General features: G+C 76.4%; 20 protein-coding genes and 1 pseudogene. 5 read left to right on the forward strand and 16 right to left on the reverse strand.

Annotated elements, in window-relative coordinates; all coding sequences use genetic code 11:
* Positions 1 to 6: 6 nt before the first annotated feature.
* The 3 genes from ACZ5GH_RS03955 to ACZ5GH_RS03965 all read right to left on the reverse strand — a co-directional run bounded on the left by ACZ5GH_RS03955 (position 7) and on the right by ACZ5GH_RS03965 (position 2,662).
* Positions 7 to 483 (reverse strand): hypothetical protein, encoded by a 477-nt coding sequence (locus ACZ5GH_RS03955; RefSeq protein WP_387748046.1) that lies wholly within the window; start codon positions 481 to 483, stop codon positions 7 to 9.
* Positions 484 to 800: 317 nt separating this feature from the next.
* The gene (locus ACZ5GH_RS03960; RefSeq protein WP_464333436.1) at positions 801 to 1,205 is read right to left on the reverse strand and encodes a cupin; all 405 of its coding nucleotides are present in this window, start codon (positions 1,203 to 1,205) and stop codon (positions 801 to 803) included.
* The gene (locus ACZ5GH_RS03965) at positions 1,202 to 2,662 is read right to left on the reverse strand and encodes an MFS transporter (protein WP_464333437.1); all 1,461 of its coding nucleotides are present in this window, start codon (positions 2,660 to 2,662) and stop codon (positions 1,202 to 1,204) included. Before ACZ5GH_RS03965 ends, ACZ5GH_RS03960 begins: the two co-directional genes overlap by 4 nt.
* 57 nt (positions 2,663 to 2,719) lie before the next feature.
* Here ACZ5GH_RS03965 and ACZ5GH_RS03970 point away from each other — a divergent pair, with 57 nt between their 5' ends.
* The gene (locus ACZ5GH_RS03970; protein WP_387747290.1) at positions 2,720 to 3,418 is read left to right on the forward strand and encodes a TetR/AcrR family transcriptional regulator; all 699 of its coding nucleotides are present in this window, start codon (positions 2,720 to 2,722) and stop codon (positions 3,416 to 3,418) included.
* A 70-nt stretch (positions 3,419 to 3,488) separates the two neighbouring features.
* On the opposite strand, the gene ACZ5GH_RS03975 is transcribed toward ACZ5GH_RS03970, so the two are convergent.
* The 6 genes and pseudogenes from ACZ5GH_RS03975 to ACZ5GH_RS04000 form a co-directional block, all read right to left on the reverse strand.
* Positions 3,489 to 4,289 carry a metal-dependent hydrolase gene (locus ACZ5GH_RS03975; protein ID WP_387747288.1) on the reverse strand — a complete coding sequence of 267 codons (801 nt, stop codon included), beginning with the start codon at positions 4,287 to 4,289 and terminating at the stop codon, positions 3,489 to 3,491.
* 285 nt (positions 4,290 to 4,574) lie between these two features.
* Positions 4,575 to 5,396 carry a lipase family protein gene (locus ACZ5GH_RS03980; protein WP_464333438.1) on the reverse strand — a complete coding sequence of 274 codons (822 nt, stop codon included), beginning with the start codon at positions 5,394 to 5,396 and terminating at the stop codon, positions 4,575 to 4,577.
* A gap of 203 nt (positions 5,397 to 5,599) precedes the next feature.
* A complete protein-coding gene (locus tag ACZ5GH_RS03985; RefSeq protein WP_464333439.1) occupies positions 5,600 to 5,746 on the reverse strand; it encodes a hypothetical protein in 147 nt (48 codons plus the stop codon).
* A gap of 280 nt (positions 5,747 to 6,026) precedes the next feature.
* Positions 6,027 to 6,515 (reverse strand): hypothetical protein, encoded by a 489-nt coding sequence (locus tag ACZ5GH_RS03990; protein WP_464333440.1) that lies wholly within the window; start codon positions 6,513 to 6,515, stop codon positions 6,027 to 6,029.
* Positions 6,512 to 6,787, reverse strand: a pseudogene (locus ACZ5GH_RS03995) (nitrate reductase); the annotation flags it as partial. The gene ACZ5GH_RS03990 and the pseudogene ACZ5GH_RS03995, both read right to left, overlap by 4 nt.
* 240 nt (positions 6,788 to 7,027) lie before the next feature.
* Entirely contained in the window at positions 7,028 to 7,588 is a 561-nt protein-coding gene (locus ACZ5GH_RS04000) for a hemerythrin domain-containing protein (protein ID WP_464333441.1), read from the reverse strand.
* Positions 7,589 to 7,809: 221 nt separating this feature from the next.
* Between ACZ5GH_RS04000 and ACZ5GH_RS04005 the strand changes: the two genes are divergently transcribed.
* Complete coding sequence (locus ACZ5GH_RS04005; RefSeq protein WP_464333442.1) at positions 7,810 to 9,273, forward strand: aminotransferase class I/II-fold pyridoxal phosphate-dependent enzyme; 1,464 nt, start codon at positions 7,810 to 7,812, stop codon at positions 9,271 to 9,273.
* Between the two features lie 151 nt (positions 9,274 to 9,424).
* On the opposite strand, the gene ACZ5GH_RS04010 is transcribed toward ACZ5GH_RS04005, so the two are convergent.
* From ACZ5GH_RS04010 to ACZ5GH_RS04020, 3 genes are all read right to left on the reverse strand, one after another.
* Positions 9,425 to 9,883, reverse strand: coding sequence for an SRPBCC family protein (locus ACZ5GH_RS04010; protein ID WP_387747278.1), 459 nt, complete (start codon positions 9,881 to 9,883; stop codon positions 9,425 to 9,427).
* Between the two features lie 157 nt (positions 9,884 to 10,040).
* Positions 10,041 to 10,967 (reverse strand): DUF5133 domain-containing protein, encoded by a 927-nt coding sequence (locus tag ACZ5GH_RS04015; RefSeq protein ID WP_464333443.1) that lies wholly within the window; start codon positions 10,965 to 10,967, stop codon positions 10,041 to 10,043.
* Between the two features lie 185 nt (positions 10,968 to 11,152).
* Positions 11,153 to 11,899 carry a GAF and ANTAR domain-containing protein gene (locus ACZ5GH_RS04020; RefSeq protein ID WP_387747274.1) on the reverse strand — a complete coding sequence of 249 codons (747 nt, stop codon included), beginning with the start codon at positions 11,897 to 11,899 and terminating at the stop codon, positions 11,153 to 11,155.
* Positions 11,900 to 12,227: 328 nt separating this feature from the next.
* On the opposite strand from ACZ5GH_RS04020, the gene ACZ5GH_RS04025 reads away from it, so the two are divergent.
* From ACZ5GH_RS04025 to ACZ5GH_RS04035, 3 genes are all read left to right on the forward strand, one after another.
* Entirely contained in the window at positions 12,228 to 13,115 is an 888-nt protein-coding gene (locus ACZ5GH_RS04025) for a Rieske (2Fe-2S) protein (RefSeq protein WP_387747272.1), read from the forward strand.
* A gap of 175 nt (positions 13,116 to 13,290) precedes the next feature.
* Positions 13,291 to 13,956 carry a HemK2/MTQ2 family protein methyltransferase gene (locus ACZ5GH_RS04030; protein WP_387747270.1) on the forward strand — a complete coding sequence of 222 codons (666 nt, stop codon included), beginning with the start codon at positions 13,291 to 13,293 and terminating at the stop codon, positions 13,954 to 13,956.
* Entirely contained in the window at positions 13,940 to 14,176 is a 237-nt protein-coding gene (locus tag ACZ5GH_RS04035; protein WP_464333444.1) for a CDGSH iron-sulfur domain-containing protein, read from the forward strand. The genes ACZ5GH_RS04030 and ACZ5GH_RS04035 overlap by 17 nt, the downstream gene beginning before the upstream one ends.
* A gap of 28 nt (positions 14,177 to 14,204) precedes the next feature.
* Here the strand turns inward: ACZ5GH_RS04035 and ACZ5GH_RS04040 are convergent, their stop codons facing one another.
* The 4 genes from ACZ5GH_RS04040 to ACZ5GH_RS04055 all read right to left on the reverse strand — a co-directional run bounded on the left by ACZ5GH_RS04040 (position 14,205) and on the right by ACZ5GH_RS04055 (position 19,110).
* On the reverse strand, positions 14,205 to 14,510 hold the full coding sequence (locus ACZ5GH_RS04040; RefSeq protein ID WP_464333445.1) for a hypothetical protein: 306 nt from the start codon (positions 14,508 to 14,510) through the stop codon (positions 14,205 to 14,207).
* 67 nt (positions 14,511 to 14,577) lie between these two features.
* A complete protein-coding gene (locus tag ACZ5GH_RS04045; RefSeq protein WP_464333446.1) occupies positions 14,578 to 17,064 on the reverse strand; it encodes a SpoIIE family protein phosphatase in 2,487 nt (828 codons plus the stop codon).
* 333 nt (positions 17,065 to 17,397) lie between these two features.
* Positions 17,398 to 18,324 carry a SigB/SigF/SigG family RNA polymerase sigma factor gene (locus ACZ5GH_RS04050; RefSeq protein WP_464333447.1) on the reverse strand — a complete coding sequence of 309 codons (927 nt, stop codon included), beginning with the start codon at positions 18,322 to 18,324 and terminating at the stop codon, positions 17,398 to 17,400.
* A gap of 261 nt (positions 18,325 to 18,585) precedes the next feature.
* On the reverse strand, positions 18,586 to 19,110 hold the full coding sequence (locus ACZ5GH_RS04055; RefSeq protein WP_387747260.1) for an ATP-binding protein: 525 nt from the start codon (positions 19,108 to 19,110) through the stop codon (positions 18,586 to 18,588).
* Positions 19,111 to 19,208: the final 98 nt, after the last annotated feature.

The following is a 19,208-nucleotide window of genomic DNA, read 5'->3' on the forward strand; positions in this document are numbered from 1 at the left end:
GCGCTCCTAGTCCAGCTGGGACAGCGCGTCGGAGACCAGCTTGGTGGCGAAGTCCTCGCCCTGGCCGGAGATCCGGTTGATGTACTCCGCGAGCAGCACCGCCGTGGCCTCCAGGGGGTTCATCTCCTCCTTCGTCCACGGCCCGTACTGGGCGCGCCACAGGTTGGGGCTCAGCCCGGTGCCGGCGGCGACGAGCAGGCCCGCCATCATGGGGACCACCTCGGGACGGAAGGTCCTCGGCATCATCCGCATGGTGGCCACCAGGCTGGGGACGGCGTGCTCGATCACGTCCTCCTCCTGCTGCTCGAAGGCCGAGCGCAGCCAGTTCATGTAGATGTAGACGAGCGTGCAGGCGCCGTCCACCAGCGCCTCGGCCTCCTCGGGGCCGAAGGACGCGGTGAGCTGGTCGACCATCCGCTGGTGCTCGGGGTCCGTCCCGGACTTGCCGTCGTAGACGGACTTGAGCCGGGAGTCGATCACCATGAGCGCTGCGCTCACATCGCCGACGGGAGCGTGTTGGGGGTCGCAGGACGACACGGGACTCCTCCTTGAGCGGCCACGGCCTGGACGGCCGGTCCGTTCGTAGGGTAGGCGACCGGTCGGACGGGGCCGGACGGATCCGTCCGGGAGCACCCCGCGGCGGCGGGTACGGCGGTGCCGCCCCGGGCCGGCCGGGGCGGCACGGTGGCGGTGGGACGGGCCCTGTCCCCCGCTCCCGTCATCCGGCAACGGCGCCTCACACGTCAGGGCGAGGTACCGGCAGCCGAGTTGACGACCGCGGCGCGCGGGCGCGCCTCCCGTCAGCCGGTCTCGGTACGCCCTTCCAGCCGGGTGCCCGTGCGGAGGGTGATCGACATCAGGTCGCTGGGGGCGTCGAGCTCCAGCCGGTGCCAGCGGCCCCGGGGGACGATCACCGCGCTGCCGGGCGCCAGGCGCACCATGGACTCCGGCTCGCCGGGCTCGGCCGGGCGGAGGTGGAGCCGGACGCCGCCGGCCAGGCAGCAGACCGCCTCCTCGGCCTCGGGGTGCATCTCCCAGTGGTCGGCGTGGACGTCGGCGTCGCTCTCCACGTGGAAGGTCGCGATCTGCCAGGCCCCGGCGTCGCCGCCGGTCATCCGGCGCTCGGTGGCCCGGAGGTCGCCGTCGGGGTGGATGTGCAGGGCCGAGGCGAACAGGTCCACCACCGCGATCGGAGCGGTCGTCATGAGCGGGTTCCTTCCAGTCGGTTGGCGGGGGCGAGCGGGTGGGGCGCCTCCGGCCGCCGCCCGGGCAGCACGGCGATCGCCACCAGTGCGGCGAGGACGAAGAGCCCGGCGGTGACGGCCAGTCCGGTGGCGTAGCCGTCGTTGAGGGCGGCGGGGTCGGTGGCGCCGCCGGTGCGGTGGGCGGCGACGGTGGCCAGGGCGGCCAGGCCGACACAACCGCCGAGCTGGCGCGAGCTGTTGAGCAGGCCGGAGGCCGTACCGGCCTCGCGGGCGGCCACGCCGGTGGTCGCGGCGGCGGCGACCGGGGCCAGCACCAGTCCGGTGCCGATGCTGGTGACCAGGGACGGGCCGAGGACGTCGGTGAGGAAGCCGCCGTCGGGGCTGATCAGGGCGAACCAGGCCAGTCCGGCGGCGGCCAGCACGGCCCCGGGCACCAGGGCGACCCGGGGAGTGCGGACGGCGACGACGCGCGTGGCGAGGACGGTGCCCGCGACCAGCCCGGCCGAGAAGGGCAGGAAGGCGAGGCCGGTGGCGGCGGCGCCCAGGCCCAGCACCTGCTGGAGGTAGAGGGAGACGAAGTAGAAGGCCGTGAACTGCCCGGCCGCGGCCAGGAACACCAGGACGTTGGCACCGGCCACCCAGCGGCTGCGCAGCAGGCCGAGCCGGAGCAGCGGTGCCGCGGTCCTGGTCTCGGTGACGGCGAAGGCGGCCAGCAGCGCGACCGCGGCGGCGAGCGTGCCGAGGGTGGCCGGGGAGCCCCAGCCCCGGACGTCGGTGCGGACCACGCCGAACACCAGCAGCCCGATCCCGGCGGTCGCGAGGACGGCGCCGAGCACGTCCGGCCGCGCCCGCCGTACGAACCGGGCGTCAGGCGCCCCGGGCACCCTGGCGGGGTCGCCCGCGGGCAGCAGTGCGAGCGCCGTCGCCACGACGGGCAGGCTGACCAGCATGACCCAGCGCCAGCTCGCGTACTCGGTCAGCAGTCCGCCGGCCAGGACGCCCAGCGCGCCGCCGGCGGCGTTGGCCGCGCTCCACACGCCGAGCGCGCGCACCCGCCGGGGGCCTTCGGCGAACGTGGTGGTGAGCATCGCGAGCGCGGCCGGGGCCGCCGCCGCGGCGCCCACGCCCTGTCCGGCGCGGGCGGCGACCAGCTGCCAGGGCTCCTGGGCCAGTCCGCCCGCCAGTGAGCAGAGTCCGAAGACGGCCAGGCCCAGCAGGAGCAGCCGCCGTCGGCCGTACAGGTCGCAGGCGCGGCCGCCCAGCAGCAGGAGCCCGCCGAAGGTGAGCGCGTAGACGTGCACGACCCAGGAGAGGTCGAGCGGCGCGAAGCCCAGGTCGGCCCGGATCGCGGGCAGGGCGACGTTGACCACGGACATGTCCAGGGCGAAGACGAACTGTGCGACGGTCACGGCCGCCAGCACCAGGCCGGGGCGTGGCCCCGGTAAGTTTCTGTACATGTATAGAAAGTAGCCCCGGACGATCCCCGCTGTCGAGTCCCGGGTGATGATGGGGGCATGCAGCAGCCCTCCGCCCCGCAGCCCGCCGCACCGCAGCCCGCCGCACCGCGCAAGGCCACCGGCCGGCCTCCCCGCATCTCCCGGGAGGAGGTCGTCACCGCGGCCCGCCGGATCGTGGACGAGGAGGGCGTCGAGCGGCTGACCATGCGCCGGCTGGCCACCGAGGTCGGCAGCACGCCGATGGCGCTCTACCACCACGTCCGCGACAAGGAGGAGTTGCTCGTCCTGCTGCTGGACGACTACGCGGAGCGGACGCTGCGGCCGACCGACCTCCCGGCCGAGCCGCGCGAACGGGTCGTCGCCGCGGCGGCCGCCATCCACGGGGCGCTCGCCGCCTGCCCGTGGATCGTCGAGGTGCTGACCGGGGACAGCCTGTTGTCCGCCCACGCCCTGTGGTTCGTCGAGCAGATCGTCGACGGCCTGGTCGGCTGCGGCCTGTCGCCGGAACGGGCCGTCCAGGGCTACCGCGCCATCTGGTACTACACCGCCGGCGAGATCATGGTCCGCGCGACGGCGGCCCGCCGCCGGGCGGCCGACGACGGCCCGACCCACCGTCAGCAGGTCTTCGCCGGGCTCGACCCGGAGCGGCTCCCCCGCCTGGCCGGGCTCGCCGACCGCTGGGCGCCGCTCACCGCCCAGGACACCTACCGGGACGGCCTCGACGCCCTGGTCGACGGCCTGCTCGCGGCCCGCTGAGCGGGCGGGGCGGTCGGCGACACACCAGCCGACGCCCCGCCGACTCCCAAGAACTCGGAAGCAGTCGGCCTCAGCCGTTGCCGAAGAAGCCGAGCGCCCCCACCGCACAGAGCCCGCCGGCCCCCATGAAGACCGGCGTCAGCACCTTGAGCTCCACCCAGCTGCCGGCCCGGAACCGCATGCCCTTCGGCGGCCCGATCGGGTACCAGCGCCGGCGGCCGATCGGTATCGGCCACAGCACCGGGCAGCCCGAGACGGTCAGCGCGTCGCCCAGGCAGTGCACCAGCGCGCCGAGCGCGATCGGCAGCCCGATCCAGAGGTACTGCTGCCCGGGCGCCTCGAACAGCCACTGCGAGCCGTTGCCCGGCTTGTCGAGGACCTCCGCGATCATCCATGCGCCGGCCGCCCCCAGCAGCCACACCAGGACGTCGCTGGAGACCCGGGCGTGCCGCCACAGCAGGCCCTCGATCGCCAGCACCATGTGCACGAACAGCACCGCCAGCACACCCCAGCGGCCGCCGTACCCGGCCACCGCCGCGGCACCCGCCCCGCACAGCACGGCCCAGGGCCAGGTGTGCGTCAGCGTCCGGTGGCCGCCCGAGCGCCGCGGATCGCCCTTGCCCCGGGTGGCCTTGTACACCGCGTACGAGAGGTTGTCGATCACCTCGCAGAGCACCCGGGACACCGGCCCGAACGCCCTGGATATCGTCGCCGCCTTGTGGTCCAGGTCCGGCGCCAGCGCCGCCCCCGCACAGATCAGCGCCCCCGCGAGCAGGACCGGCCAAGGCATCGGCTCCCCCATCCCGGCCGCCACCGCGCCCACCCCCAGCCACGCGGTCGCACCCGACAGCGAATGCGCCGGTCCCATCATGTCCGTACACCACCGATCGTCATCAGCTCCGTCCTCACCCTGAGGACCTGACAACACGGCAGCCTATCCGTCCAAGATCACCGGCCGAACGCCTCGCGCCCACCCCACCGCGGCACCCGGTTCCGCGTCACCCTCGCCCCGGCGTCGAATCCACCCCCACCCCAACCGGCCGTCTCCTCCCCCACCTGTCCGGCTGTCGACTCCCCCGCCCCCGCCGGGCGACGGCCGCCGCACACCCCGACGGCGGCCGCCCCTCCACCCGGGCCGGGTGCCCCTTCCCGCCGGTCAGGCCAGGGCCTTCTCCAACGCGGCGAGGTAGCTGCGCATCATGTGGTCGCGCAGGCCCTCGCCATCGGGCGAGAACGCCGCGGCGCCCAGCCCCTTGGCCCGGTCGGTCAGGGCGGAGACCAGCCCCGTCTTCTCCTTGACGCGGCCCGCGGAGTCGATGTGGCGCAGCGCCTCGACGTGGGTGAAGGCGGGCGCCGGGGGCAGCTCGGGCACGATGTCGTTGCCGTGGACGAACCGGTAGGTGCGCCCCTTCAGGCCCTTGTCGTACGCGGCGGCCAGCAGCCGGTCGCAGGTCCGGGGCTGGCCGAAGGTGTAGACGCCGTCGGCCGCCATTCTCGGGTCCTCCAGGTCGAGCCGGGCGGCGACGAGCATGGCGAGCGCGCCGCCGAGGCTGTGGCCGGTGAACCAGACGCTCTGGTCCTCGGTGCGCAGGTCGGCGATGGCCTTGGCGACGTCGGGGAAGATCGATTCGAGCGCCTCGGCGAAGCCGTAGTGCACGTAGCCCGTCCGGGCGGGGCCCGGCCAGGGCGGGGTGGTGGAGTCGGTGAGCCAGTCGCGGATCTGCACGGGTTCGGTGCCGCGGAACGCCGTGACGATCATGCGGTCGCTCGCCATGGTGTACGCCTGGGTGTCCTGCAGCGGGAACGGCGGGGTGAACCGGGTCTGGTGGTGGCGCACGGTGTCGAAGCCCCAGTCGTGGGCCTGCTCGTCGATGGTGGCCTCGTCCTTGTACGCGAGGTCGGCGGCCTTGGCCAGCCAGTAGGCGTGCTGGAGGCTGTAGCCGGTGACGTTCTGGTCGAAGGTGGTGGGTACGGCCACGGGGGGAAGCTCCTGTCAGGTCGACGGTCGGAACGGCGGCGGTCTGCTCCAGGGCCCGGCCGACCCCACCCGATGAGGGATCACCGTGCCACCCTGGTGACCAGCAGTGACGCTACCTCCCACCCGACCCCCCAGCGACCGGGCCACCGCCTTTCACCCGGCCCCCGCCCTCCCGTCGCCGCCGACGCCGGCGGGACCGCCGATCAGGCGTCCGCGATGGCCGCCTTCGCCGCGCTGAGCATCCGTCCGGGGATGACGACGAGCCGCTCGCCGGGGCCCAGGGCGACGCCTTCCGGGAGCCGGCCTCGGTAGTCCTCCGTCAGGTGCCGGGTGTCCGACCGCCGGGACACAATGGTGAGCCCCGACGCGAAGGAGGACGCCGTGAGCGACAGGATCCCGCCTGACCGGCAGGGCCGGTGGCGCGGCCAGCGGGGCCTCGGCTCGCGCGGGCCCACCAGGGTGCCGACGCATCCGGCGGTCCCGATGCCGGAGGAGGGGGCCGCGGTGAGTGGGGAGCCCGGGCCGGAGCCTTCGGGGGACGGGGACGGGGACGGGGACGGGGGCGCCGGGTTCGACGGGCCGGCCCCGGCGCCGGCGGACGCCCCGGAGGGCGATCGTTGACCGGTCCGTTCAGAGGCTGGAGAGCAGCTGCGGGGAGAGGGTCTTGAGCATCGTGTTGCTCCAGCGCATCTGGCGCAGCGTCTGGGGGTGGCAGGCGGTGGCGAGGGAGAGCAGGGTGTCGTCGCCGGTGGCCTGCGCCACCTGGGCGAGCATCTCCCAGTGGAGGGAGTTCGCGGTCGCGGCGAGGTGGAGGTCCCGCAGGTCGTGGAGCAGGCGCAGGCCGGATTCGGAGTGAGGCCCGGGCACGTCGGGCGGCCCGGGCACGTCGGACACGTCGGACGGCCCAGGAGCGCCGGGCGGCCCCGGCAGGTCGAGCCCGTGGTCGCGGGCCGCGTCGGCGATCCGGCGGGCGTGCTCGCGGGACCACCGGGCGAGGTCCGTGGCGACGTGGTGGACCTCGTGTTCCGCGCGGTGGCGTTCCGCCGCCGCGAGGAGGGCCCGTTCCAGCCGGCGCTCCCCGTCGTGCAGGGCGCGGAGGGTGTCCGTGGTGCCGCTCACGATCCGTCTCCTTCCGGCGCGTCGGCGCGCTGGGCGGCGACCGCCTCCGGCCCGCCGGTGGTGGGCGGTACGGACGCGCCGTCGGCCGGGGCCGAGGCCGTGGTGGTGGGCGCCGGGGCGCGGTGCCCGTCGGCGCGGGCGACCAGGGCGATCCGGGCGGCGGCGGTCTTGAACAGCGGCTGCTTGGAGACCGGGTCCCAGTCGGTGATCGTGGTCTCGTTCGCGGCCCGCCCGCCGTCCGCGCCCGGCCGGTCCCCCTGCGGGGACGATCCGTCCGTCGGCGACGGCGACGTCCATCGCGTCCCCGTTGGAGTGCAGCAGCGACGCCGTGGGCACCCACCGGTCGACCTCGTCGGCATCGACACCGGGTTCCAGGTAGGCGTCCACCCGCACCGGCCACGGCCCGCCGGGGCCGTAGGGGGTGCGGTCGCCCCACGGTTCGGCGATCCGGTCCACTCGTTCACGCACGTCGCACCTCCCGGTTCGATCGGACGGGCCCCGCGCCGGGCGCCTCAGTGCGGTCCGCCCGGCGTCAGGAAGTCCCGCACCCGCTCCCCGACCGAGCGCTCGGGCGGCGGGAGCCGGTCCGCCGGCCGGTCGGTCGGCGGCAGGTGGCGGGGCCGTCCGGTCGAGGACTCCTTGGTCTCCCGGGCCCGGACCGCCAGGGCGTGCAGCTCGGCCTCGGTGGCCACGGCGCGTACGGCCGGGAAGAGCCGGGCCTCCTCGTCGCCGGCGTGACGGGTGACCTCCTCGGCCAGCCGGGCCACCAGGCGGTCGAACCGGGGCGAGGTCACATGGGTCGGGCGGAGTTCGCCGAGCAGCTCCTCCACCCCGCGGTGGTCGGCGAGTTCACGTTCCACCACGGCCGGCCCGTCGGCCAGCCGGTCGCGGGCGAGCGGGTAGAGGTGCTCCTCCTCGGCCCGGGTGTGCCGGACCAGCTGGTCCGTCAGCAGGTCGACCAGTTCCTTGCGCTCCCCGTCCCCGTGGGGGATGCCGCTGAGTCGGCTGAAGCGGACCAGGACCGACCGGTGGTCGGCGGTGAGCTGCTCCAACAGGTCTTCGTCGTACGGCACGGGTGGTGTCCTTCCTGCGTGCGGGCGGGCGGCCCTCCCGGCGCGTCGGCGATGCGGTGGTACCGGTCGCCCTCCTCCTGCCCCTCGGCGGGATTCCCCGCCGCTCCGGGCGTGTCCCCCCGGCTCCTCCGGCCAAACTCCGCTCCGGCGGCGACGCGTGGGTGCAGCCGCCCCCCTGGCGTTCTCGGTTTCCCACCACCGCGGCCGGGCAACCGCCGGACATGGACCACTCACGCGCACCCGTCCTCGAAGCACTCGCCGACTACCACGAGAAGGGCCGGCTGGGGTACACGCCGCCCGGCCACCGGCAGGGCCGGGGCGCCGACCCACGGGTCGTGGCCCTCCTCGGGGACGCCCTGTTCCGCGCCGACGTGCTCGCCACCGGCGGGCTGGACGACCGCCGCTCGACCGGCCGGGTGCTCCAACAGGCCGAGGAGCTGATGGCCGACGCCGTCCACGCGGACCTCACCTACTTCACCACCTGCGGCAGTTCGCTCTCGGTCAAGGCCGCGATGCTCGCGGTGGCCGCGCCCGGCGAGAAGTTGCTGATCGGCCGTGACGTGCACAAGTCGGTCGCCTCCGGCCTCCTCCTGTCCGGCGTGCGCCCGGTATGGGTGGACCCGGAGTGGGATCCCCAGCTGCACTTCGCCCACCCGCCGTCGGCCAGGGCGTTCGCCAAGGCCCTCGCCGACCACCCGGACGCGGCCGGCGCCCTGGTCACCAGCCCGACGCCGTACGGCGGCTGCGCGGACCTGGCCGGCATCGTACGGGTCTGCCACGAACGCGACCTGCCGGTCGTCGTGGACGAGGCCTGGGGCGCCCACCTGCCCTTCCACCCCGGGCTGCCGGCCTGGGCGATGGACGTGGGCGCGGACCTGTGCGTCACCTCGGTGCACAAGATGGGCTCGGGGCTCGAACAGAGCTCGGTCTACCACCTGCGCGGCGACCGCGTCGATCCCGCGAAGCTGAAGGCCCGGGCCGACCTGCTCGGCACCACCAGCCCCTCCGTCCTGATGTACGCGGCGCTGGACGGCTGGCGCCGCCAGATGGTCCAGCACGGCCGCGGGCTGTTCGACCAGGCCCTGCGGACGGCCGAGACCGCCCGGCAGTGGATCCCGCTGGTGCCCGGGCTGCGGCTGTACGGGCGCGAGGAGTTCTGCGCGCCGCACCGGGCCGCCGACTTCGACCCGCTCCAGCTCGTGGTGGACCTGGCCGCGCTGGGCACCGACGGCTACCAGGCGGCCGACTGGCTGCGCGCCCACCGGCGGATCGACCTCCACCTCGCCGACCACCGCCGGATCAGCGCCCAGCTCAGCCACGCCGACGGCCCCGACACCGTGGACGCCCTGGTGGCCGCGCTGCGGGACCTCGTCGACCACGTCGACGAACTCCGGCCCGCGGCCCACATCGACGTGCCGGACCCGTCCGGCCTGCGGCTGGAACAGGCGCTGACCCCGCGCGAGGCCTTCTTCGGGCCGACCGAGGCGGTGCCCGCGGCCCGGGCGGTCGGACGGATCGCCGCCGAGGTGCTGACCCCCTACCCGCCCGGCATCCCGGCCGCCCTGCCCGGCGAACGGCTGAACCGCGAGGTCGTGGACTACCTGCGCTCCGGGACCGCCGCCGGGATGGTCGTCCCGGACGCCGCCGACGACTCCCTGGCCACCCTGCGCGTGGTGGCCGACTGAGCGGCGCCCGTGCGGCCGCCCGCGGACGGTTCCGGGCACACCGCGCGACCCCGGCCGGATCGGCGGCCGGGGTCGCGCGGACATGCGGCTGACGGACGTACGAAGCGTCCAGCAGGCGGCCGGTCCACCGACCGGACGACCGGCGGCAGACTCAACCCGGACTGATCCGCCCCCTCCAGCCGCCCTCCTCCCGGCCGCGGTCCTCGATGAACTCCTTGAACCGCTTCAGGTCCCCCTTCACCCGGCGGTCGACCACGCCCGTGACATCGGCGGCCCGCTCCGCCATGCCCTCGGGCCGGAAGTCGATGGCCATCGCGACCCGGGTGTGGCCCTCGTCGAGCCGTCGGAAGGTCACCACGCCCTTCTGGTCCACGTCGCCGTCCACGGTCCGCCAGGCGATCCGCTCGTCGGGCTCCTGGTCGACGATCTCGGTGTCGAACTCACGGGTGACACCGCCGATGCTGGTCCGCCAGTGGTTGTGGCGGTCGTCCAGCTGGGTCACCGAGTCGACGCCCTCCATGAAGCGCGGGAACTCCTCGAACTGCGTCCACTGGTTGTAGGCGGTGTGCAGGGGGACCGCCACGTCCACGGACTCCTTCACCATGCTCATCCCGGCCTCCTCGTACGGTGCGGCCGGGGCCGTCCCGGCCGCCCCCGCGCCTGCCCGGCCGACACCGGCGCAACCATCCCCGCCGGTCCGGCCTGCCAACCCGGTCCGGCCTTCCCGCCTGGTCCGGCGCCGGCCTGAGTACCGGACCGGGCACCCGCTACGGGCCGCTCCGCTCGCCGGGCCCGGACCGTGCCCGGTCGCCGTCGGCCAGGTGCCGGGCCACCGTGTCGAGGTCCGTGCCCAGCCGCTGCGCGGCCCCGACCAGCAGGCCCAGCGCGGTGTGCGGGGTGACCTCGAACCGCTCCGCGGTGAGGCCGATGGCCAGGCCGGTGGCGTGCCGGCGGTCCAGCAGGTCGGCCACCGCCCTGGACAGCGCGTAGCGGTCGAGGGCGGCCGACGCCTGGAGGGCGAGCACCTCGACCAGCCCGAGCGCCGGGGTGCCGGGCTCGTCCGGCGTGCGCAGGTAGGCGCTGAACACGGTGCAGCCGTGCGGGTGGGTGCGCAGGTGGGCGCCGGCCACCGCCCGTACGCCGCAGCGCCGGGCCCGGTCGGCGAACCGGCCGGTCCGGCCCGGGTCCAGCCGGACCACGACCTGCCCCTCGCCCTGACGGCGGAGCCGGGGCAGCGGGCCCGCTTCCGACCCGCGCTGGGCGCGTTCCAGGGCCAGCAGGTACGACGGGGCCGCCGCGAAGGTCTCGACCGAGCCGTCGTCGTGCCAGGTGCTCACGGCGGCGCCCACGCAGTCCGGGACGGTGACCCGGGTCAGCTGCACCACGTCGTTCAGGGTCGGCAGGGGCGCGGGCCGCAGCCGCTCGCGGGCCGCGAGTTCGCCGAGTTCGGCCAGCAGCGCCGCGCGGGTATCCGTCGCCGGCGCCCCGGCCGCCGTCCCGCCCACGTCGGCCGCCCCCTGGCGGCTCAGCAGCAGGCGGGCCCGGGCGACCGCGCGGACCGCGTCGGCCTCCCCGGTGTAGATGCCGATCGTGTAGCAGACGTCGCGCAGCCGTTGCCCGGCCTCCGGCGAGCTCGACGGGGACAGGGCCTCGTACTCCGCGACCAGTCGGCCGAGGGCAGCGACATCCACCATGGGCATGAGCACCTCCGTGTGTTTACGGAAAGTATGCGCCGATCACGCAGCGAAACCGCGCCGTCGGCTTCCCCGCGCTCTACACTTCGCCCCGGCGCCCGGCGCCCCCTCGCTCAGCTCGCCCGGTGGTCAGCCCGCCGGCGATCCGTCCCGCACCTCAACCCCGCCGTCCGCCGACGACCGGATCACCGGTCCTCCTCCGTGAACCGCAGCCGCCGCTCCACCACGTCGTGGGCGACCTCGTCGATCTCCCGGCCGTGGGCGAAGGCGTGGGCCCGCAGCCGGTCCAGCGCCTCCCCGGCGGGCACCCCGAGCTGCACCATGATCATGCCGATCACCTGGTCCACCTCGACGCCGTCGAGCGCCGACCCCTCCGGCCACGGCTGCTCCGGCAGCCCGCCGGAGCAGCCGTGGCCGGAGGGCGCCAGGAAGGAGCCCACGATCGCGAGGGCCACGGCGGTCGCGGCGACCTGGATGTCGGCGGCCTCCGCGAGCTCCGGGACACCCGGTCGCGCGCCGTACAGGCTGAGCACGCCGATCCCGGACGATCCGAGGTGGAGCGGGGAGGCGTAGGCGCTGCGCAGCGCGGGCCCGGGCGGGGCTGCCGAGGAGGCCAGGTCGACGGCCAGGACCGGCCAGCGCACCTCCTCGGGCGACAGCAGGTCGGCGACCGCGACCGGCCCGCGGGTGCGGAAGGCGTCCACGCCCGGGCCCTCGCCGAGGCCGAACTGCCGCTCCTCGATCCGCCGGGCCCGGTCGTCGCTGGCCCAGACCCCGGCCCGGTGCCCGGGGTCGGCCATCAGGGTGATCGCGGCGGCGTCGGCGGGCAGCGCCGCCACGCAGGCCGCGCAGAGCCGCTCGGGCAGGGAGGGCCGGCCCGGGCCGTTGACGGCCTCGGCCACGATCCGCGCGATGCGCGTCAGATCGGCCATCTCCGCGCCTCGCCCTTCTTCCGTCCTGCCGCCGTCGCCCGGTGGTCGACCGGCCGGGCCGCAGCGTGATCCTCGCGGTCCGGGCCCGCACGGCGGGCGGACGGCGGATCGGCTCCGCACGAACGGCGGTTCGGCGTGCCCCACTCCGTACCGCACCCGGCCGTGTGAGGCCGCCCCGGCCGCGGTCACGCCGGGTCCCGCCGCGTCCAGCCGCCGGCACCCGGCCGCCGCCCCGCGGACGGCCACCGACGCGCGCCTACCCGGCCCGGTCCACGACACACCCCGGCACCCGGGTTTACGGGGCCGGTGCCCGGTTAGCCGCCCGGGTATGGACACCACATCGCTGCACACCCAACGGTGGTCCCGCCGGCTGCGCCGGGCGCTGGACGCACCGGCGCGCTGGGACGTCCTCGACGCCCCGGCCCGGCCGCTCGCCGAAGCGGTCGAGGCCCTCCCGCTCGGACCGTACCGCGACGCCCTGCACGGCGTGTGGCTCGGCCACCCGCTCCACCCGGCGCTGATCCACCTGCCGCTCGGCTGCTGGATGTCCGCCGGAGTGCTGGACTACCTCCCCGGCGGGCGCCGGTCCGCCGACGCCCTGGTGGCGGTCGGCCTGCTGGCCGCCGGGCCCACCGCGCTCACCGGCTGGGTGGACTGGGCCCGGCTCGACCCGCCGCGCCGGCGTACCGGCCTGGTGCACGCGCTGTCCAACACCACCGGCGTGCTGCTGTACGGCGGCTCGCTGCTGGCCCGCTGCCGGGGGCACCGGGCGCGCGGCCGGCTGCTCGGCCTGGCCGGGCTGACCGCCGTCTCGGTCGGTGCCGCGCTCGGCGGCCACCTGACCTACCGGCTGGCCGCCGGACCGGACCGGGCCGCCGCCGTGCCCCGGCTGGGGCCGACCGACTGGGTCGCCCTCGGCGCGGTGGAGGACTTCCCGCCCGGGAAGCCGGTCCGCGCGACGGCCGGTGAGCTGGCCGTGGTGGTGGTCCGCGAGGGCGAGGACTGCCACGTGCTGGCCGAGCGCTGCAGCCACCTGTCGGGGCCGCTGTCCGAGGGCGCCGTGGTGGACGGCTGCCTGCGCTGCCCGTGGCACGGCAGCGAGTTCCGGCTGCGGGACGGCGAGGTGGTGCACGGTCCGGCCACCGCGCCCCAGCCGGTGCTGGAGACCCGGGTGCTCTCCGGACACCTGGAGGTCCGACTGCCCGGATCGGCCTGACCCGCCGTCACCGCCCGGCCTACCCCCCAGGAGCAGCCATGACCGCACCCAGCCCCGTTCACCCGGGCCGCCCCCGCCCCTCCGTCCCCGCACGCCGGTACCGCGCGGGGACCGCGGCGGCGGCCGGGCCGCCGAAGTCCGGTGCCCGGCCGGCCGTCACCGCACCGGAAACGTGGTGACCGCCGTGCTGCTGCTCCGGCCGCCCGGGGTCTATCCGCCCCAGGGGGACACCGCGCTCCTGGCCGCCTGCGTGCGCCGGGAGCCGCTGGACGGCTCCAGCCGGGTGCTCGACCTCTGCACCGGGACGGGCGCCGTCGCGCTCGTGGCGGCCCGGGCGGGGGCGCGGGTCACCGCGGTGGACCTGTCCGCCCGCGCCGTCGCCACCGCCTGGCTCAACAGCCGCCTGCACCACCGGCGCGTCCGGGTGCGCCGGGGCGACCTGCTGGCCCCGGTGGCCGGCGGGAGCTACGACCTGATCACCGCGAACCCGCCGTACGTCCCGGTCCGCGCCGGGTCGGGCACCGCCGGCCGCGGCGCCGCCCTGGCCTGGGACGCCGGCCCGGACGGGCGGCTGGTCCTCGACCGGATCTGCCGGGAGGCGCCCGGTCTGCTCGCCCCCGGCGGCGTGCTGCTGGTGGTGCAGTCCGCGGTCGCGGACGTCCGCGCCACGCTCGTGCTGCTGCGCGCGGCCGGGTTGCGCGCGGAGGTGGCGGCGCACCGGCGGCAGGAGTTCGGTCCGGTGATGACCGCGCGGGCCGCCCTGTTCGAGCAGCGCGGGCTGATCCGGCCGGGCGAGCGCGCGGAGGAGCTGGTGGTGGTGCGCGGTGTCCTCGAACGTTGACCGGGCCGCGACCCGGGTGGTCGTCGTCCCGAACGGTCCGCTGCTGGTGGAGGGGCCGGTCGAGGTGGTCCTGCCGGACGGCACGGTGCGGGTCTCCGAGCGTCCGGTGGTGGCGCTGTGCGCCTGCCGCCGCAGCCGCACCTACCCGTTCTGCGACACCAGCCACCGGCGGCACAGCCGCCCGCCACGCGGTACGGACGGGGTCGTCGGGCCGGCGTGAGCGCGGCGAGCCGCGACCGGCGGCACGCTCACCGCTCCTCCCCGCGGCCGTCGGCGCAGCCGCGGAGCACCGCGGAGGCGGCCGCCAGCGCCAGGGCCCAGCAGCCCGTGAGGCCCCACCGGAACGGGGCCGCCGACACCCCGAGGCCGGCGGCCAGCAGGCCCAGCGACAGCAGGGCGAGCCCGAGCACGGTCCGCGGCCGCAGTCCGCGCACCAGGTCCCAGGCGCGGCCGCGCAGACCGAGCCCGACGGTGCGCAGCAGCGGCTCCGGGGCCGGGTCGCGGCGCGGCCGACGTCCGGTTCCGCGCGCCCGCGCCCGCTCGTGTCCGACCATGCCGTCCGCCTCCTCGCCGTGCCGTCCCCCGTGGTCCGCCGCAGCGATTACCCCGGATGCGCGATCGCTAACGCCCGGGGCGCGGGCGCAGCCGGACGGCCAGCAGGCAGCCGTCCTCGTCGGCGTCGGGGCCGCCGAGCCGGGCGGCGAGGTGGTCCAGGCAGTCCGCCGGCGCGCGGCCGGCACACTCCTCGGCCGCGCGCAGCAGCCGGTCCGGGCGGGCGGTTGCGTCGTCCGGCCGGTTCAGCAGGCCGTCGGTCCAGAACAGCACGGTGTCCTCGGCGGGGCGCAGCGGTAGCACGGTGTCGGGGTAGCGGGTGTCCGGCTGGGCGCCGAGGGCGCTCCCGGTGGGGCCCTCGGCGAGGCCGGCGGTGGCGCCCCGGACCACGGCGGGCGGCGAGTGCCCGGCCGCGCTCCAGGTGAGGGTCGCCGACCCCGGGTCGAGCAGGCCGCACAGCACGCCGGCGGTCCGGCCGCCGCCCTGGTGGCAGAGCATCGTGTTGAGCCGTCCGAGCATCTCCCCCGGCCCCTGGCCGGTGTAGCAGAGGCCGTGCAGCGCGTACCGGAGTTCGGCCGTGCCGACGGCGGCGGTCAGGCCGTGGCCGCCGACCTCGCCGACGGCGAGCAGGATCCGGCCGTCGGCGAGCGCGGCCAGGTCGTACCAGTCGCCGCCGAGCCGGGGGCGGTCCCCGGCGGACAGGTGGCGGGCGGCGTGGTCGAGGACGGCGGGGTCGGGCTCGGGCGCCTGGGGCCCGGCCACCAGCGCGTTCTGCAGGGCCCGCACCGTACGGTGCTCGGCGCCGGCCCGGCGGCGCTGCTCGGCGAGCCGGGCCCGGGCGCCGGTCAGGGCCAGCTCGGTGCGGTGCCACCGGCTGACGTCCTGCAGGACTCCCCGGATCACCCGGGGGCGGCCGCTCTCCGGGTCCCCCGCCGCCTCCGCGGAGACCCGCACGGTGCGGGTGGCCTCGCCGGGCCGCTCGGCGTCGAACTGCAGGGCCGGCGTCCGCCGCCCGGCCAGCAGACGGCGCAGGAACAGCCGGGCCGCCGGGCGGTCGGCGGGGGGCACCCGGGCCACCAGTTCGGCCGGCCGGACCGGGTCGGTGCGGTCGGGGTCGAGGCCGAGCAGCCGCAGGGCCTCCCCGGACAGCTCCGGCGGCGCTCCGGGTGCCCACTCGAAGCTGCCCAGGCCGGCCAGCCGCTGCGCCCGGTGGAGCCGGGCCTCGCGCTCGGCACCGTGGTCGGGGTGCCAGGTGAGCAGTACGCCGTCCAGGAACGGTTCCGCCCGCAGGGCCAGCGTCCGGTCCGGCCCGGCGCCGGTGAAGTCCTCGGTCCGCCCCTCGTACCCGGTGCCGGTCGTCGCGGCCTGCAGGATCCGCGCGAAGTGCCCCGTCGCGACCAGTCCGGGGTGGAGTTCGCTCAGCCGCCGTCCGTCCGCCGCGCCGAGGCCGGCCGCGGCGTTGGCGTACCGGACCCGCAGGTCGGTGATCGCACCGCCGGGGACGGCCCCGCGCACGGCCGTGAGCACCAGGACGGGGTCGAACACGGCGTCCAGCACGGCGCGGAACCAGTGCTCGCCGCCGGGCACCGCCACCTCCGGCTCGTCCTCGCCCGTGCCGTTGAACCGCAGCAGGTGCCCCGCGACCAGCCCGGACAGCGCGTCCACGTACCGGGTCGCCGCGCGGGCCCGGGCGGCCGGTACGTCCCAGCCGAGGCTCATCGCCCCGATGACCCGCTCGCCGGAGCGCAGCGGCACGGCGCAGGCGCTGCGACCGGGGACGATCCGTCCGCTGCCCGGAGCGCGGCCGCCGCGGTGGCCGCGGTCGAACTCCCAGACCAGGCTGCCGCCGTGGGCGGCGGCCACCAGCGGCACGCCGGTCTCCGGCGGGACGCGCTGCCACTGGCTGACCCGCCGGGGCTCCACGCCGTGGCTGCCCACCAGGAGCAGCGCGCCGTCCGGCTCCAGGCGGCCCAGCACCACGGCGACGACGCCGACCGGGGCCAGGGCCACCTGGTGCAGCAGCCGGGCCAGTTCCACGGGCGTCTCCGCGCTGGCCAGGGCCGAGGCCGCCAGGTGGTAGCGCGCGGCGAGGCCGGGCACCGCGGCGGCCGGGGCCGCCGTGGGCGGCCCGGGGGCGGGGGCGGGCGCGGCGGCGGGGGCTGGTGCTGGGGCGGGAGCGGCGGCGGGAGCGAGCGGCTCCCGACGCGGCGAGGCGCCGGCGGCCGTGCGCCCGGGCTCCGCGTCGGGCTCCTCCACCGGCTCCTCCACCGGCTCCTTCGGGTCCGACAGCGGGGCGGCCAGGCCCACCAGTCCCGCGGCGATGTCCGCGAGCCGGCGGTTGGTGTCCTGCGAGAGCTGGACGAGGTGGTCGAACGCCTCCTCCGGCGTGCAGTCCAGCCGCTCGGCCAGCATGCCCTTGGCCTGTTCGATGACACCCCTGGTGCGCATGGCCCGCCGCAGGCCCTCGGCCTCGGTGCGCAGCCGGTCGACGGCCTCCCGCAGCACGGCCGCGTCGTCGGGCGGGGCGGGCTGCTCGGGGCTCCGGTCCTCACGCACGGGTCGCCGCCACGTCCGGGCGGCGGTGCCGCACCGCGCGGGCGCGGCGGTCCCCGCCGAGCGGGACCGCCGTCCACCCGCTGGCCGCCAGAAAGTCCTTCATCCGGGCCGTCCTCGATGCCGGGCCCGGCCGCCCCCACCCGGGCATCCCCCCTCCCAGGCTAGGGGGTGTCCGACCGTTCCCGCCGGGTACGCGACGCCGGGCCGCGCAGTGCGCGGCCCGGTGGATGGGGAGAAGGGTACGTCCCGGTGCCCGACGACCTGCCCGAACGGCCCTACCTGCTCAAGGCCGGCGCCGGGCGGAAGCAGGGTCGACCTGCAGTCCGCTCGGGCTCAGCCGGCCCCCTCGGACTCCTCGGCCCAGCCGGGGGCGTCCAGGTCCTCCAGCTCCTGGCGCAGCCAGGCCAGGGTGGCGCTGAGCAGCCGGGAGACGTGCATCTGGGACACGCCGATCCGCTCGGCGATCCGGGACTGCGTCAGGCCGTCCCAGAACCGCAGCTTGAGGACGGTCTGCTCGCGTTCGGGCAGCCGGGCCAGCAGCGGGCGGACGGCGATGCGGAAGTCGGTGAGTTCGATGCCGGGGTCGCAGCCGCCGAGGCGGTCGAGCAGGGCGCTGCCCGACTCGTCGGTGTCCTGGTCGCGCAGCGCGTCCAACGAGTTGGGGCGGTAGACCCGGCCCGCCGTCAGGCCTTCGGTGGCCTGCTCGACGGTGATGTGCAGGTCCTCGGCGATCTCCTCGGGCTGCGGCAGCCGGCCGAGTTCCTGCTCCAGGCGGTCCGAGCCGCGGGCGACGGACAGGTAGAGCTCCTGCATGCTGCGCGGCACCCGCACCGGCCACGAGGTGTCGCGGAAGAACCGCTTGATCTCACCGGTGATGGTCGGGATCGCGTAGGTGACGAACTCGACGCCGCGCTGCGGGTCGTAGCCGTCCACGGCCTTGATCAGCCCGATCGTGCCGACCTGCAGAATGTCGTCCAGGTCCTCGGCGCGGTGGCGGAAGCGGGCGGCGATGAAGCGCACCAGCGGCATGTTCAGCTCGATGATCGTGCCGCGGACGTAGCTGTACGCGTGGGTCTCCCGGGCCAGCCCGGAGAGCCGCTCGAACAGCGCGTCGCTCAGTTCGCGGGCCTCCGACTTCCCCATCCGGCGCAGTTCGGCGGCCGTCGGGCGCGGCGGCAGGTCGGACGGCGGCACGTCCGACGACACGAATTCCCGGTCGGTCGTTTCCAGGTGGGTGGACACTTGATCGCTCCTGGGCATGCGGGGCAACGCCCTGCGACGCGTGCGAACTCGCACCTCGTGCGTCGCGGACCTCTTCCCCCAGGACCTGTGCCCGGCTTCTTCAAGCGCGGTCCCGGTGGCACCGTCCACGGTGCGGGAGCAGCCGGGTCGGTCACGGCCGCTGCACCACTCGTTCTACCCCTGGATCCGGCTCCGAACACCCGTGCTGGTGTTTTTCCCGCGCCGTCGCCGATCATCGGCCGGACCGGCCGGGCGTCGAGCAGCCTCCGACCCGGCCGGTCAGGCCGGGCGCCCGAGGGGATCGGGCCACCCGGACGGCAGCGCGACCTCCAGCCACACCTGCTTGCCCCCGCCCTCGGGCGCGGAGCCCCAGGAGCGCGCGAGCCGTTCCACCACGCGCAGGCCGTGTCGGCCGGGGCGGCCCGGGTCGGCGTACGGGCGCAGCTCGGGCCGCACCGGGCTGGAGTCCGCGACCTCCACCCGCAGACGTCGCCCGTCCCACCTCAGCCGCAGCTCGTCCGGCCCGCCGCGGGTGTGCAGGCAGGCGTTGGTGACCAGCTCCGAGACCATCAGCACCACGTCCTCGACGACCGCCGGCCGTTCCCCGTCCGCGGCCGGCAGCCAGCGCCAGGACCGCAGTGCCTCCCGGCTGAAGTCACGGCCGGCCTGTACGGCGCCCGCCCGGCCGGCGAACACCAGCCGCCTGGTCTCGTCCCGGCCCGGGACCCGCCTGGGCAGCGGTACTCCGAACGGGTGCGGTGCCCCGATCGGCCCCGGCAGCGGCACTCGTCCGTAGCAGTCCATGCCCGGCCTCCTCACCTCGGCCCGGACGACGACTCGGCGCGCACCCCGCCCGCCGGGTCGTCGTCCGGTTTCCCCGCCGGCGGTCACGTTCCGCACCG

The organism is Kitasatospora sp. Xyl93 (assembly GCF_055383135.1).

Coding starts and splice junctions, on each gene's coding strand:
- ACZ5GH_RS04015 (WP_464333443.1), bottom strand. CDS start 10,967: ATGGTGGATGTCGCTGCCCTCGGCCGACTGGTCGCGGAGTACGAGGCC.
- ACZ5GH_RS03970 (WP_387747290.1), top strand. CDS start 2,720: ATGCAGCAGCCCTCCGCCCCGCAGCCCGCCGCACCGCAGCCCGCCGCA.
- ACZ5GH_RS04005 (WP_464333442.1), top strand. CDS start 7,810: ATGGACCACTCACGCGCACCCGTCCTCGAAGCACTCGCCGACTACCAC.
- ACZ5GH_RS03960 (WP_464333436.1), bottom strand. CDS start 1,205: ATGACGACCGCTCCGATCGCGGTGGTGGACCTGTTCGCCTCGGCCCTG.
- ACZ5GH_RS03975 (WP_387747288.1), bottom strand. CDS start 4,289: ATGATGGGACCGGCGCATTCGCTGTCGGGTGCGACCGCGTGGCTGGGG.
- ACZ5GH_RS04020 (WP_387747274.1), bottom strand. CDS start 11,899: ATGGCCGATCTGACGCGCATCGCGCGGATCGTGGCCGAGGCCGTCAAC.
- ACZ5GH_RS04055 (WP_387747260.1), bottom strand. CDS start 19,110: ATGGACTGCTACGGACGAGTGCCGCTGCCGGGGCCGATCGGGGCACCG.
- ACZ5GH_RS03965 (WP_464333437.1), bottom strand. CDS start 2,662: ATGTACAGAAACTTACCGGGGCCACGCCCCGGCCTGGTGCTGGCGGCC.
- ACZ5GH_RS04010 (WP_387747278.1), bottom strand. CDS start 9,883: ATGAGCATGGTGAAGGAGTCCGTGGACGTGGCGGTCCCCCTGCACACC.
- ACZ5GH_RS03955 (WP_387748046.1), bottom strand. CDS start 483: ATGGTGATCGACTCCCGGCTCAAGTCCGTCTACGACGGCAAGTCCGGG.
- ACZ5GH_RS04025 (WP_387747272.1), top strand. CDS start 12,228: ATGGACACCACATCGCTGCACACCCAACGGTGGTCCCGCCGGCTGCGC.
- ACZ5GH_RS04040 (WP_464333445.1), bottom strand. CDS start 14,510: ATGGTCGGACACGAGCGGGCGCGGGCGCGCGGAACCGGACGTCGGCCG.
- ACZ5GH_RS04050 (WP_464333447.1), bottom strand. CDS start 18,324: ATGCCCAGGAGCGATCAAGTGTCCACCCACCTGGAAACGACCGACCGG.